This is a genomic window from Exiguobacterium sp. KKBO11 (genome assembly GCF_001644945.1).
GTDB classification, from domain to species: Bacteria; Bacillota; Bacilli; order Exiguobacteriales; family Exiguobacteriaceae; genus Exiguobacterium_A; species Exiguobacterium_A abrahamii.
The window spans coordinates 294,052-308,013 of record NZ_LUCU01000033.1 but is presented as its reverse complement, the minus strand read 5'-3'; the positions used below and the strand labels follow the sequence as shown (position 1 = coordinate 308,013).

General features: G+C 48.8%; 17 protein-coding genes. 15 read left to right on the top strand and 2 right to left on the bottom strand.

The annotated features are described in order from the left end of the window. The first annotated feature begins 26 nt into the window (after positions 1–26). The 6 genes from AYO36_RS12590 to AYO36_RS12565 all read left to right on the top strand — a co-directional run bounded on the left by AYO36_RS12590 (position 27) and on the right by AYO36_RS12565 (position 4,472). On the top strand, positions 27–1,217 hold the full coding sequence (locus AYO36_RS12590) for a 2,3-diketo-5-methylthiopentyl-1-phosphate enolase (RefSeq protein ID WP_064300626.1): 1,191 nt from the start codon (positions 27–29) through the stop codon (positions 1,215–1,217). Continuing rightward, on the top strand, positions 1,214–1,873 hold the full coding sequence (locus AYO36_RS12585) for a 2-hydroxy-3-keto-5-methylthiopentenyl-1-phosphate phosphatase (RefSeq protein WP_058714037.1): 660 nt from the start codon (positions 1,214–1,216) through the stop codon (positions 1,871–1,873). Before AYO36_RS12590 ends, AYO36_RS12585 begins: the two co-directional genes overlap by 4 nt. After that, positions 1,870–2,490 (top strand): methylthioribulose 1-phosphate dehydratase, encoded by a 621-nt coding sequence (locus AYO36_RS12580; protein ID WP_023467033.1) that lies wholly within the window; start codon positions 1,870–1,872, stop codon positions 2,488–2,490. Before AYO36_RS12585 ends, AYO36_RS12580 begins: the two co-directional genes overlap by 4 nt. Positions 2,491–2,506: 16 nt before the next feature. Next, the gene (locus AYO36_RS12575; RefSeq protein ID WP_023467032.1) at positions 2,507–3,043 is read left to right on the top strand and encodes a 1,2-dihydroxy-3-keto-5-methylthiopentene dioxygenase; all 537 of its coding nucleotides are present in this window, start codon (positions 2,507–2,509) and stop codon (positions 3,041–3,043) included. 124 nt (positions 3,044–3,167) lie between these two features. After that, positions 3,168–3,656: an arsinothricin resistance N-acetyltransferase ArsN1 family A gene (locus AYO36_RS12570; RefSeq protein ID WP_064300625.1), complete on the top strand. Its 489-nt coding sequence runs from the start codon at positions 3,168–3,170 to the stop codon at positions 3,654–3,656. Positions 3,657–3,716: 60 nt separating this feature from the next. Beyond that, positions 3,717–4,472, top strand: coding sequence for an MBL fold metallo-hydrolase (locus tag AYO36_RS12565; protein ID WP_064300624.1), 756 nt, complete (start codon positions 3,717–3,719; stop codon positions 4,470–4,472). A 67-nt stretch (positions 4,473–4,539) separates the two neighbouring features. On the opposite strand, the gene AYO36_RS12560 is transcribed toward AYO36_RS12565, so the two are convergent. Next, positions 4,540–5,178 (bottom strand): pentapeptide repeat-containing protein, encoded by a 639-nt coding sequence (locus tag AYO36_RS12560; protein ID WP_064300623.1) that lies wholly within the window; start codon positions 5,176–5,178, stop codon positions 4,540–4,542. A 176-nt stretch (positions 5,179–5,354) separates the two neighbouring features. Between AYO36_RS12560 and AYO36_RS12555 the strand changes: the two genes are divergently transcribed. From AYO36_RS12555 to AYO36_RS12520, 8 genes are all read left to right on the top strand, one after another. Further along, the gene (locus AYO36_RS12555; RefSeq protein ID WP_064300622.1) at positions 5,355–6,677 is read left to right on the top strand and encodes a Y-family DNA polymerase; all 1,323 of its coding nucleotides are present in this window, start codon (positions 5,355–5,357) and stop codon (positions 6,675–6,677) included. Continuing rightward, the gene (locus AYO36_RS12550) at positions 6,661–6,990 is read left to right on the top strand and encodes a YolD-like family protein (protein WP_023467027.1); all 330 of its coding nucleotides are present in this window, start codon (positions 6,661–6,663) and stop codon (positions 6,988–6,990) included. The genes AYO36_RS12555 and AYO36_RS12550 overlap by 17 nt, the downstream gene beginning before the upstream one ends. A 51-nt stretch (positions 6,991–7,041) precedes the next feature. Then, positions 7,042–7,854, top strand: a complete 813-nt coding sequence (locus AYO36_RS12545) for a ZIP family metal transporter (RefSeq protein WP_064300621.1) — start codon at positions 7,042–7,044, stop codon at positions 7,852–7,854. Positions 7,855–8,211: 357 nt separating this feature from the next. Further along, positions 8,212–9,048 carry an undecaprenyl-diphosphate phosphatase gene (locus AYO36_RS12540; RefSeq protein WP_064300620.1) on the top strand — a complete coding sequence of 279 codons (837 nt, stop codon included), beginning with the start codon at positions 8,212–8,214 and terminating at the stop codon, positions 9,046–9,048. A gap of 107 nt (positions 9,049–9,155) precedes the next feature. After that, positions 9,156–9,749, top strand: a complete 594-nt coding sequence (locus AYO36_RS12535) for a LemA family protein (RefSeq protein WP_050677130.1) — start codon at positions 9,156–9,158, stop codon at positions 9,747–9,749. After that, positions 9,746–10,483 (top strand): TPM domain-containing protein, encoded by a 738-nt coding sequence (locus AYO36_RS12530; protein ID WP_064300619.1) that lies wholly within the window; start codon positions 9,746–9,748, stop codon positions 10,481–10,483. Before AYO36_RS12535 ends, AYO36_RS12530 begins: the two co-directional genes overlap by 4 nt. 18 nt (positions 10,484–10,501) lie before the next feature. After that, positions 10,502–10,765 (top strand): DUF1294 domain-containing protein, encoded by a 264-nt coding sequence (locus AYO36_RS12525; protein WP_023467021.1) that lies wholly within the window; start codon positions 10,502–10,504, stop codon positions 10,763–10,765. 179 nt (positions 10,766–10,944) lie between these two features. Continuing rightward, positions 10,945–11,907: an EAL domain-containing protein gene (locus AYO36_RS12520; RefSeq protein WP_055970200.1), complete on the top strand. Its 963-nt coding sequence runs from the start codon at positions 10,945–10,947 to the stop codon at positions 11,905–11,907. Between the two features lie 48 nt (positions 11,908–11,955). Here AYO36_RS12520 and AYO36_RS12515 read toward each other — a convergent pair whose 3' ends face one another. Continuing rightward, the gene (locus AYO36_RS12515) at positions 11,956–12,981 is read right to left on the bottom strand and encodes an iron-containing alcohol dehydrogenase family protein (protein ID WP_064300618.1); all 1,026 of its coding nucleotides are present in this window, start codon (positions 12,979–12,981) and stop codon (positions 11,956–11,958) included. 132 nt (positions 12,982–13,113) lie between these two features. Between AYO36_RS12515 and AYO36_RS12510 the strand changes: the two genes are divergently transcribed. Next, positions 13,114–13,929, top strand: a complete 816-nt coding sequence (locus AYO36_RS12510; RefSeq protein WP_064300617.1) for an aldo/keto reductase — start codon at positions 13,114–13,116, stop codon at positions 13,927–13,929. Positions 13,930–13,962 lie beyond the last annotated feature (33 nt).

Sequence of the window (13,962 nt, the reverse complement as noted above, 5' to 3'; positions counted from 1 at the left end):
CATTTTTTTGTTGAAGGAGGAAAGACATGGCTTATATCACTGCTACTTATCAATTGACTGCCCGTGATCGACTCGAGCAACGCGCTGAACAACTCGCGCTTGGTCTGACAGTCGGTTCTTGGACGGAACTGAATCATCTCGAACAACAACAACTCGCCTCGTTTAAAGGGGAAGTCGTACATACCGAAGAGCGCGATGGCAAAGGATATATCACGATTCGTTATCCGGAACATAACGTATCGCGCGACTTTTCTGCGATTCTGACGACCGTCTTCGGGAAACTCTCACTCGACGGTGAAATCAAATTAACGGAATTGCTACTACCCGATACATTTACGTCGGACTTTCCAGGTGCGAAATTCGGGATCGAAGGGGTCCGTTCCTTGATCGGTGTCGAAGATCGCCCATTATTAATGAGCATCTTCAAAGGAATCATCGGACGCGATTTATCGTTCCTTCGTGATCAACTCGAAGGACAACTCGCTGGTGGGATTGATCTCGTCAAAGACGATGAGATCCTATACGACAATCCGTTGACACCGACGATTGACCGGGCACGGATCGGACGTGAGGTCATCGATGCTCACTTCCAACGGACCGGTAAACGTGCGTTATATGCGATCACACTCAGCGGTCCCGTCTTTACGCTCAAGGATCAAGCCAAGCGATTGATTGATGCTGGAGCGACTGCTTTCTTGCTGAATACCTTCACATACGGACTCGATGTCTTACGCGAACTGGCAAGTGATCCGGAAATCAACGTTCCGCTCTTCAATCATCCGGCATATAGCGGTGCGTTGATCGCTAGCCCGAATCACGGAGTCGCAGCCCCTGTCTTACTCGGCACATTACCGCGTGCTGCTGGAGCAGACTTGACGCTATTCCCGTCTCCTTATGGCAATGTCGCTTTACCAAAGGATGTCGCTCGTGGCATCGCGGTCGAAGCGACCCGTCTCGGGCAGACGAAATCGATCTTCCCGGTTCCTTCAGCCGGTATTCATCCTGGACTCGTCGCTCAACTCGTACGAGACTTCGGGATCGATTCCGTCATCAACGCCGGTGGCGGCGTACATGGTCATCCGCAAGGTGCTGCGGCTGGCGTCATTGCTTTCCGTCAGGCACTCGATGCGGCACTCGCAAATGAATCCCTATCGACGGCAGCATCGCGTCATGAAGAATTACGGATCGCCCTTGACGCTTGGGGGATCAAGTCATGACCGTACGGATTCTTTGTGACTTCGACGGGACGGTGACGACACAGGATAACATCATCGCACTCATGCAGGCATTTGCGCCAGCGAGTGACTTCGAACCGTTGAAACACGGTGTACTCGACCGGACGTTATCGATTCAGAGTGGTGTCGGGCAAATGTTCGCACTTCTGCCGTCTGACGGAAAAACAGCCTATCTTGACTTTTTGTTGGAGCGTGCCGTCATTCGCGACGGATTTTCGGAGTTACTGCAGTACAGTCGTCGTCAAGGCATCGATTTTTCGATCGTCAGCGGTGGAATGGACTTTTTCGTCGAACCAATCTTAGCGCCATTCCTCGACCAAGAACAGATTTACTGTAACGTCGCTGATTTCAGTGGTCCATTCGTCCATATCGATTGGCCAAACGCCTGCGATGCCCATTGTACGAACGGGTGCGGCTGTTGTAAAACGTCCGTTGCCCGGACACTACGTAAAGACGGTGACGTCATCATCGTCATCGGCGACTCGGTGACGGACTTCGAACTCGCAAAACAAGCGGATCGTGTCTATGCCCGTGATTATCTGATCACGTTGTGTGAAGAGAATGATATCGCCTATACACCGTTTGAGACGTTCCACGATATCGTTCATGATTTAACACGAGCGGAGGTGACAACATGACATTCATGCGACGGTATGAAGAACTACGCGCCATCAAACAAGAGCTTGCGGCGCGTGATTGGTTCCCTGGTACGAGTGGCAATCTCGCCATCCGGACATCCGGTGTCCCGGTTGAATTCCTTGTGACAGCAAGCGGAAAAGATAAACGGCAAACGACTCCTGACGACTTCGTTCATGTCGATGCGACCGGTCAATTGATCGGTGAGCAATCCGGGCGTCCTTCCGCCGAGACATTACTCCATGTCGAAGTGTTCAATCGAACGGACGCCGGTTGTTCCCTGCATGTCCATACGATTGCGAACAATGTGATTTCGGAACTCTATGGCGATCAAGGCAGCATCACCTTTTCCGGTCAAGAAATCATCAAGGCACTCGGACACTGGGAAGAGGATGCGACGGTCACGGTACCGATCATTCCGAATCATGCGGACATCCCGACGCTTGCCGCTGCTTTTGCACCGCATGTCACAGCAGACAGTGGTGCCGTCCTGATCCGCAATCACGGGATCACGGTCTGGGCACCGACCGCCTTTGAAGCAAAGAAACACCTCGAAGCCTTCGAGTTTTTATTCAATTACACGTTGACGTTGCAATCATGCCGTCAATCCATTCATTAAAAGGAGGAATCATCTCATGGCAACAGTCTTATTCCAAGAAACAAACACACGGTATACGGATCAAACGGAAGTCGCTGACTTCCTTGCGTCACGCGGCGTTCTTTACGAACAGTGGGACGTTTCGAAACTTCCAGCGCCTCTCGTTGAAAACTTCACACTGACGGATGCAGACAAACAAACGATTCTCGATACGTTTGCTCCAGAAATCAAAGACGTATCAGAACGTCGTGGGTATCAGACAGCTGATATCATCTCACTTTCGGATACGACACCGAACCTTGATGAGTTACTCGTCAACTTCCAGAAAGAACATCATCACACGGATGATGAAGTTCGTTTCATCGTTAGCGGTCATGGCGTCTTCGCGATCAAAGACGAAGAAGTCGGCTACTATAACATCGAACTCAATCCTGGTGATTTGATTTCCGTTCCTGTTAATACACGCCACTACTTTACGCTTCAAGACGATCGTAAAGTAGTTGCTGTTCGGATCTTCGTCACGACAGACGGCTGGGTTCCGATTTACGAGAATGAGACGTCAACGGTCTCTTAAAATCGATAAAAGCGCTGATTTCCTTCATATGAAGGGAATCGGCGCTTTTCTTATCGCACAAACATATCACTACATTGACACGTAACCGATATAATGAAGGAAAAGCGATGAGGAAGTGAGCGTCATGCATATTCGTCCCGTAACGGAACACGACTTACCAGCGATTCTCGCCATCTATAACGAAGGCATTGAAGATCGGATCGCAACGCTTGAGACCGACCAAAAGGACTTATCCTTCATGACCCAGTGGTATGCGGAACGCACCGATCGATATGCCGGTTATGTCGCTGAAGATGACACAGGTGTACTCGGCTTCATTTCCCTCGATCCGTATAATCCGCGTCCTGTCTACGCATCCGTCGGTGAGATTTCGGTTTATATCACCCGGACACATCGTGGACAAGGGATTGGCACACGTTTGCTCGAAACGATTGAACAACATGCCCGTGATCATCAGATGCATAAGCTGATCCTCTTTACCTTCCCATTCAATAAAATCGGACAAAAACTCTATATCCGCTCCGGGTTCCGGATCGTCGGAACGTTTAAGGAGCAAGGACAGTTGAACGGTGAATATGTCGACGTCATGGCGATGGAGAAACGCTTGCGATAGGATTCATTGAATGCCAGACGGGGAATAGTCAATCCGAGTCATTGAGAGAGGATGAACCTAATGGATATTCAACAAATTCGTAATGCAACACTCGTTGTCACGTATGCCAATCAAGTCTTACTAATTGATCCGTTCCTCGGCGAAAAAGGCAGCTTGCCTCCCTTCGGTCAAACACCGAATGCCGTCGCCAATCCACTCGTCGACTTACCGGTCGATGTCAACACACTGCTCGATCCTGACGCGATCTTCGTCACGCATCTGCACGCTGATCATTTCGATGATGCTGCAAAACAACTTCTACCCAAGCATTTGCCACTCTATGCGCAGCAAGAAGAAGACGCGCAGCAAATCCGAGAAGCCGGCTTCACGAACGTTTCTTCCTTCGATTCCGGTGTAACGATCGGTGATATCCAAGTCCATCGAACAGGTGGACAGCATGGTGTCGGTGAAATCGGCGAACGGATGGGACGTGTGTCTGGGCTCGTCCTCACCCATCCGGACGAACCGACACTTTATATCGCAGGTGATACGATCTGGTGTGACGAGGTCGCGCATGCGATCGAACAACATACGCCCGATATCATCGTCGTCAACAGTGGCGCCGCCCAGTTCTTGACCGGAGAGCCGATCACGATGTCACAGCGTGATCTCCTTGCCGTACACGAAGCGGCGGCGGAAGCGACGATCATCGTCTCGCACCTCGAGTCCGTCAACCACTGTCTTTTGCGACGTGATATGATTGCTGACTTTTTAACTGCTTTCCATCTCTCTGCCCATTTCCTGATTCCGGAGGATGGCGAAACGATGTCGTTTTAAGAACAGTAACTTTCATTAAAAAGAAGTCCTTGTTTCGAATATCCATCGAAACAAGGACTTCTTTTTGTTATGGGATGACGAGACCTAACAAACGAGCAAAGGCAACTGCTTGCTCTTCCGTAATGACAGCACCTGGTAAAAATCGCGGATCGATCGTAATACCAGAGAGCTCCGTCTGCCGGAGGTCGAGACCTTTTAACGGCGTTTCAATCCATTGACTATCCGTAAGCCGGACCGCTTCGAGTTTCCACTGGGTCGGTTTCACTTCGAAGAACTGTGCTTCTTTCATCGTCGTTTCGCTCCAGTGTTGGTGACGGACCGTACTGCGAATGAACTGTGCGTAATCCGCAAGTCCTTCCTGAATCGTCACATGGTCCAGCGTACAATCTTCGAACTGAACACCCGTCATCCGGCATCCGACGAAGGACACGCGGTGAAAACGAGTTTCTTGGAAGTGACATCCCGTTAAGTCACATTGCTCAAAACGGATATCTTCGAACGAACCACGGTCAAAGGTGAGATTCGCGAACGAGACATTTTGAAAACACACTTGATAGGCATCGATGCGTTCTGTCAGTTCACTCGGCATCGACTCTTTCTCATAACGCGCCCCTTTTAGATACGGGTCATCGATTTCGACTTGATCGAACGTCTCTGGTTGAAGCGTTTTCGGTAATTCTGGTAAACGGATAATGGTCTCTTTCAATGAAGGTTCCCCCTTTTTTCTCTCCCTTAGTGTATCAAACTCCTTTTATATGAGGGAAAATCGTTCAAATTCCCCTTTTTTCAACAGTTTTTATTTTGAGACACTTTGAGACCATGCTATAGTCAAAGAAAACCAAAACAAGAACATACGTTCTTTTATGTAAAGGAGTGATTCAGATGTTTCCTTCCGTCGTTTTACCACAAGATAAACGGATTTTTTGCGTCGACAGTGTGTCCTTCTACGCCAGCTGTGAATGCCAGTATCGTAATCTCCCACCCTTGACGACACGCCTGGCGGTCGTCTCCGATTTAAAACGAAGCGGGTCCGTCATTCTCGCTGCCACCCCTGCCTTAAAAGCACTTGGAATCAAGACAGCCGGTCGATTATATGAAATCGAGCAATTGCCATACGCTGTTCGTCGTACGATTCGACTTGTCGAACCACGTATGCTCGCTTATATGAAGACGTCGATTCGTGTCCTGGATGTCCTGCACCAATTCGCCCCACCTGAAGCGATCCGCGTCTATTCGATTGACGAAAGTTTCATTGACATGACCGGAACCGATCGCCTGTTTGGTTCCGACCTGCAAGCTGCCCTCAAAATTAAAGAAGCAATCCTGAAACATACCGGCATCCACGTCCGCATCGGGATTGGTCCAAATAACGTCATCGCGAAACTGACGCTTGATTTAATCGGGAAAAAAGAAGGCATCGCGCGATGTGGATATGCTGATGTCGCACGACGTCTTCATGATTTTCCGATTCGAAAGATGTGGGGAGTTGGACATCGCATGGAACAACATCTGCAGATGATGGGGATTGAAACGATCGGTGATCTTGCCATGCGCCCCGTTGAAGAGTTACACGAACGCTTCGGTGTCATCGGTGCCGAACTGTGGCATCACGCTTGGGGACTCGACGCGTCACCGACACTGCTTCCCCCGCGTCATCTGTTCGAGAAAGCCCCTCAACGGACGATTGGACACGGTGTGACCTTAATGCAGGACTATTATCAGTTCGAACGCATCCGGAATGTGCTCAATGAACTGGTACAGGATGTTGCCGCACGTTGTCGCTTTTCGAATCAAGTCGGCTGGACCGTTCACATCGGTGTCCGTTATTCTCGAAACGTCGTCCGAAGTGGTTTCTCTCGTCAAGTACGGTTGCCTTATCCGACATCCGATGAACGCATCATTCTGCGTCACGTCTTACAATTATTCGAACCGAATTGGCTCGACGGGGAACCTGTTCGTTTTTTATCCGTCGCAGTGGGGCATTTGACTGCCGATCAAGGCACCTTACAGTTGTCTTTGTTCGAGGATAATGCGCGGCTCTGGAAACGGCGACGGTTATTAAAAGCAATGGATGTCGTCAACCTTCGCTACGGAAAAGGAACGATTCGCCTCGCTGTCTCGTTTCTTGATACGAGTGTCGCCAAACGTCGCCTTCGTTTTGTCGGCGGTCATCCGGGAGGTGATCTTCATGACAGCGTATCGTGATCGGGGAAATTTAAAATGGATTCCTTTTCTCATGCCGGAACATTTGCAACTGCTGCGGGAATACTATGTCCAGATGCATCAGCTCGACTTGCCTGAAATCGATGAACAGTTGCAAGAATCATGGCACTTTCTGCTTCAAGAAGCTTTAATAGAAGGAAACGAACTTGAAATCACGTATTATAAGGAAAGTAGCTACGTGACGGTCGTCGGTTTCGTCGAACGACTAGAACCCGAACGTTCCGTTCTCTTTCTGCGCGGACGTGAAGTCATTGAAATTCCCTTCACACGAATCGTCCGGATCGAAAACGGGTAAGCTCTCATACAGATGGATGCTTTAAATCGTCCCCGGAAAGAAGGAATAGTCATGTTGGATTGGTTTACTTCCCTCCCCGTCGTCGTGCAAGCATTGCTTGCCGGAATGATGACGTGGGGGTTAACCGCACTTGGTGCGGCACTCGTCTTCGTCTTTACGACGATTGAAAAACGCGTCATGAACATGATGCTCGGTTTTGCCGCCGGCGTCATGATTGCCGCGTCGTTTTGGTCGCTGCTTGCTCCTGCGATCGAGTTCACGGAGCAGGATGGAGGAATCGCCTGGATTCCTGCTGCCGTCGGTTTTCTCGCTGGTGGATTTTTCGTCCGTCTCCTCGACTTCGTCACGCCGCATTTGCACTTATCTGCACCACTCGAGACAGCGGAAGGTCCTTCGACAGGACTCAAGAAAACGACGTTACTATTTCTTGCGATCACGTTGCACAATATTCCCGAAGGTCTTGCGATTGGTGTCGCTTTTGGCGCCGCTGCCTTAAACATGGACGGGGCGACCGTCGCCGGTGCCTTGACGCTCGCACTCGGTATTGGGATACAAAACATGCCGGAGGGAGCTGCCCTATCGATTCCATTACGTGGCGAAGGCATGTCGCGTCGGCGCGCCTTCCATTACGGTCAATTGTCAGCAATCGTTGAACCGATTGCCGCGATGGTCGGAGCAGCTGCGGTCTTCTTCGTTCAACCTCTTCTTCCGTATGCGTTATCGTTTGCTGCCGGAGCGATGATTTTCGTCGTCGTCGAAGAATTGATTCCGGAATCACAAGCAGAGAACGGATCCGATTTAGCAACACTTGGTCTGATGGTCGGTTTTACGGTCATGATGATTCTTGACGTCGCTTTAGGATGAGCCCGTTTCAAAACGAGTAGTGGACGATATCGTCTCCTGCTCGTTTTTCTATTTATAAATTTAGGCATATTCTAATAAAACCGTCCGATTTGAAGTTTTTCTGACCTTGTGTCTTAACAGAAAGATTTCCCTTTCCTTCATGCTGTTTTAGTATGAATGGAAATGATCGAATTTCCTGATCTATCCGATGACATCTAAATCCATGTATTATCTTATCCAAACGAATTTAAATCGGACAACGCGTCTTACACGTCCGATCGTCTCTCAGACCTGCGCCCGATATTCCAATTAGTTCTATCTCACAAGAATAAAACATGATATGTTTTTAACTAGCACATCATATAGAAGGAGATTATCATGACAATCATTGAACTTTTAAAAGCGCTCTTACTTGGTTTCGTCGAAGGGATGACGGAATTTGCACCGGTCTCTTCCACAGGTCACATGATCATCGTCGATGACATGTGGTTGCAAACGACCGAATTTCTCGGTAAATATTCGGCGAATACCTTTAAAATCGTCATTCAGCTCGGATCGATTCTTGCGGTCGTCGTCGTCTTTTGGAAACGCCTCTTCAGCTTGATCGGTTTGTATAAGATTGAAGGCGAACATGACGCAGCAGGAACACACAAGTTAAAACTACGTCACGTCTTGATCGGTCTTCTACCAGCAGCTGTTCTCGGGTTGTTATTCGAAGATTTCATCGATGAGAACCTCTTCTCGATTGAAACGGTCATCATCGGTCTTGCTGTCGGTGCCCTCTTGATGATCGCAGCCGATAAACTCGGACCAAAGGAACCAAAAACGACATCGCTTGATCAGATTACATATCGCCAAGCAGCACTCGTCGGTCTGTTCCAATGTATTTCACTCTGGCCTGGCTTCTCCCGTTCTGGTTCAACGATTTCCGGAGGGGTCTTCCTCGGGATGAATCACCGGACGGCAGCTGACTTCACATTCATCATGGCTGTACCGATCATGTTCGGTGCTAGTTTCCTTTCGCTCGTTAAGAACTGGGATAACATTCAACCGAACCACTTCGCATTCTATGCTGTCGGTTTCGTTGCGTCGTTCGTGTTTGCCCTCTTATCGATTCGCTTCTTCTTAAAGCTGATCAACAAGATCAAACTCGTTCCGTTCGCCATCTACCGTCTTGTCTTAGCGGCTATCTTAGCTGTCATCGTCTACATGTAAGTTCAAACCGTTAGCTATTTTAGCTGACGGTTTTTCATTTTTTTGAAACTAATTCAGTCGCTTAAGGGTATATAGGGATGAGACATAATTAAAGGAGTGAATGCCACATGGCACGCAGAAGTCGGAGTACATCAAAACTCCCATTAATCATCGGAGTCGTTGTTGTCGCCGTGATTGCCTTTTTAGCAATCGGACAATACAATAGCCTCGTCAATGTAGAAGAAGATGTATCGAATAAATGGTCGCAAGTCGACAACCAAATCAAGCGTCGTGCGGATTTGATTCCGAACCTCGTTGAAACCGTTAAAGGTGTCGCGGGTCAAGAAGAAAAAGTCTACGGTAAAGTCGCAGAAGCCCAAGCTGGTCTTGCGCGTGCTGCGTCAACCGAGCAACGGATCGAAGCCGACCAACAAGTCACGTCTTCGCTTCGCGGATTGATTGCCTTGCAGACGACTTATCCGGAACTAAAATCAAGCGAACGATTCCAATCCTTGATGGACACGCTGGAAGGAACAGAAAATCGTCTCGGGATCGCCCGCAAGGATTACAATGATGCTGTAACCCTCTACAACAAAAAACGTCGGAGCTTCCCAACGACACTCTACGCATCCGCCTTCGGATTCGAGAAAAAGCCGTATTACGAGATTTCAGACAGCGACCGGGAAAATCCGACCGTCGACTTTAACAGTGATTCGAAATGATTCGGCGGTGGACGCGACTTCTGTTGAGCGCGTTCCTCGTCTTCTTCCTCTTCGTTCCAACAGCTAGTGCCGTTTCAGAACGGACGGGAGCAGCCTTCTTCATTCAGGATGATGCTCAGCTGCTCACCCCTTCGGAAGAAGCCGAACTCGCGCAACTCGGTCAGGAACTCGAACGATATACGACGGCACAAGTCGTCCTCAAGACGGTTCCCGATCTAAAGGGACAGGATTTAAGTTCTTACGCCAATGAAACGTTCCGGCGCCAAGGCATCGGTCAAGAAGGAAAAGACAATGGTGTTCTTGTCGTCGTCGCTCCGAACGAAAAGGATCGCCAATTCCGGATCGAGGTCGGTTATAAACTCGAAGGGATTTTGACAGACATCACAGCCGGACGTATTCTCGATCAGTATGCTGTTCCTTACAAGGAAAACAGTGAGTATGGAAAAGCAGCCTCCGAAACATATAAAGCGGTCGTCAGTGTCATCTCAAAGGATCAATCGCTTGAGTCACAGGATCCTCCGAAAACACAAAATGACGACGGACTTCCGCTTTGGACGAAGATTCTGATCGGTGCTGGATTACTGATCTTATTGTTCCTCGATATGAAGTTCACCGGTGGTATGTTCTTCTTTGCGATTTTGAACATCTTCTCCGCGATCATGCGTGGTGGCGGTGGAAATGGTGGCAGTCGTGGTGGTGGCGGAAGTTCCGGCGGTGGTGGTGCCGAACGGTAGAAAAGGAGTCGTTTTTTCATGAGGATCATCTTAGGGTATTATCTCCTCCTGACACTCATCGGATTTGTCTCGATGTGGCAGGATAAACGTCGAGCGCAACAACATGCTTACCGGACACCCGAAGCGACACTATTGACGATTGCTTTCCTCGGTGGTGCGCTCGGTTCTTGGATCGGTATGTACACAGTCCGGCACAAGACACGGAAAGCGAAGTTCCAATGGCTCGTTCCAATAGCCGCTATCTTGCATCTCGCTTTCTGGTTTGTTTACACTTCACAATGAAAGAATGTGACCGATAGAGAAGAGAACGTACGGAAATGTGTCCGTCGTTCCTTCTCTTTTTTGTATGAGGTCAATGATTATGAAGAACAGGTTTAATTTCTTTTTCTCTTAGGGTAAAGAATTTAACCAATTTAATAAATACATCTTTTTTTGATGTACTGAGAGGTGGACATCCCTTTATGTGGCATCCTTGCGCCGAATGTACGACATCCATCCGTTTCGTTGAAGCGGGAGCACTCCATATTCAATCACCAACGCCAGAAATCTATTCCTATCAATCGTTTGAACAGCTCGAACAGCTACTAACATCGCTCTTACGTGTAGCGGATTATCCGGTGTCTTGTCGCGCCACACAATCGCGTTACGTGACAGCACCCATCCTAGCTTCAGCACTTCTAGAACAACTGAAGCATCGGTCTGCGATTGATTTCATCCAGCATGGGGTCATGACAAGCCACCTACAACCGATTTATGATATCCAGCGCAACGTGCTCGTCGCGAACGAAGCCTTGCTACGAGCAGCTGATGATAACACGCCTATCTCGCCTGGTGTCTTGTTTTCGACGGCCTCGAAGATGGGACTTCATTCCCGTCTCGATCAGCGGGCGCGTGAAGAAGCCATCCGTGCGACGCATCATATTGGCGGCACAACAAAAACGTTTATCAACTTCCTTCCTTCGACGATCTATAATCCGGAGTACTGCCTTCGCCATACGTTTGAGATCGTCGAACGTTATCAAGTAGATCCGAGTCGGCTCGTCTTCGAAGTCGTCGAAACGGAAAAAATTGAAGACGTCAACCATTTGAAACACGTCTTCGAACAATATAAAAAGCAAGGCATTCAAGTAGCACTGGACGATGTTGGCGCTGGTTTCTCGACACTCGATATGTTGTCCTTGCTTCAACCGGATTATATTAAGATTGATCGTTCCTTCATCGATCACTGCGATACGAACTCAGAAAACGAAGCCTTTTTACGAAAAGCCCGTCATCTGACACGAGAAATGGGGATTCAAATCTTAGCGGAAGGCATCGAACGGCAAGAAGAACTCGATCTTTGCCGCGAACTCGGCTTCGATCTTGGTCAAGGATACCTACTCGGTCGCCCTGCTCCTTATGCTCGCTTTGCGAAAGCACAATAAAAATACGCACATGGACCGTCTGATTCGGCACATGTGCGTATTTTTATTTTAAGTTGTCGAAACGGAAACCGTCTCGTTCCGTGTAATAGCATCCACTAGTTGTTCCATTGACACGATCGGACGCAACAGACGACACAATTCCTCTTTCGACGTCCGTAAAGCAAGTGTTTCGACGACATCGAGCGATAATGCGAAGTCTGCGAGTGCCGTCGGCTGTTCTTGTGCAAGAAGATAGTCACGCAACTCTATGTAATCATCATCATGTCTGAGTAACTTCTCCTGAACGAGTAGTCCGTAACCGACCTTACTCCCGTGCAAGAACGCATGCGTTTCTGGATGAGGAGATAACGCGTTATGCACTGCATGTCCGATTGCACCACGCGTCGCCGCGTCACCAAAACCACCAATGCTTCCAGCTAACGGAATGACCGTTTCGACGAGATGTTGGATTTCAACGGGATACTCACGAAAACGCGTTTCCGTTATATTCGTCGACAAGATAAGATCCTTACAACGTTCAGCTGTCCGAAGTGCCATCTCGATGACGGGATTCTCAGCCGATGATCCGCTTAAGGCACGTGCTTCATACCACTTCGCTAACGTATCGACGAGTCCCGCTACGAAATAATCATACGGACTCGCTGCGATGATCCGATGATCGAGTAAAAGAGCTTCAATCACGACAGGAAACGTATCAAATCGGATGTACTGTCCCTCATCGTTATACATGACACTGAGCGGAGTCCACGGAGCACAGTTCGAGACGATCGTCGGAATGACGATGATCGGGCGTTGTAATTGAAACGCGACCTGTTTTGCCGTATCGATGACACTCCCGCCTCCGAGCGCGAGAATCACATCGTACGGAGCACATACTTGTTTGAAAGCTTCCACCTGTTGATCCGTACAATGCCCTTCAAATAAAAGACGTGGTAATGCTGGTAAGGCAAAAGCGGCTGCTTCATAGGCTTGACGTCCATGAATCAGGACTGCTGAACGATTACCTATCACTTCTTTGAGTTGATCGAGCGCGTTTTCCTCATGTATGTATTGCAAAACAGCTTGTCGAATCACAGAATCGCCTCCTAATATTTGTTATCGCTCAGTATACGCAAAAGAACTCGCTACGGCAATCATTCGATTTTCATCGAAGGAGAGCGTACACTAGAAAAGAGAAGAATTTACTACAAAGGAGTCGATGAATCGATGCAACAGATCACGTTAAACAACGGCATCAGCATGCCCCAACTCGGATATGGTGTCTTTAAAGTACCGGAAGAAGAAGTATATGAAGCGGTCAGTGAAGCACTCCGCGCCGGGTATCGTTCAATCGATACGGCGATGATTTACGAGAACGAAGAAGGTGTCGGTCGCGCGCTGCGTGACTCGGGCATTCCCCGAGAAGAGATCTTTCTAACGACGAAAGTCTGGAATTCCGATCACGGCTATGAAGAGACACTTGCCGCTTTCGAGACGAGTCTGCAAAAGCTTGGTGTCGATTATGTTGACTTGTATCTGATTCATTGGCCGATGCCAAAAGAAGATCGTTATGTCGAGACATGGCGGGCGCTCGAACATCTCTATGCAGAAGGAAAGACGCGTGCCATCGGTGTTTCGAACTTCCATATTCCGCACTTGGAACGAATTTTAGCCGAAGGATCAATCGTTCCTGCCGTCAATCAGATTGAACTCCATCCGTTCCTTAGCCAAGAAGCGATCCGAGACTTTTGCCGCAAGCACGGTATCGTCGTTGAAGCTTGGAGTCCGTTGATGAAAGGACGCGACGCGTTAACGCATCCGGTCATCGTCGATATTGCCGATCGTCATCAGAAAACGCCAGCTCAAGTCGTCCTCCGTTGGCACTTGCAACACGATATCGTCGCGATTCCGAAATCTGTCACGCCAAGCCGCATTCGCGAAAATCTTGATGTCTTCGACTTCACCTTGTCAGACGCTGATATGCAAGCCATCGATCAATTGAACGCCAACGTGCGTACAGGATCAAATCCGGATCATAAATAAGACGAGACGATTCTCGTTTAATCCCCATACAAA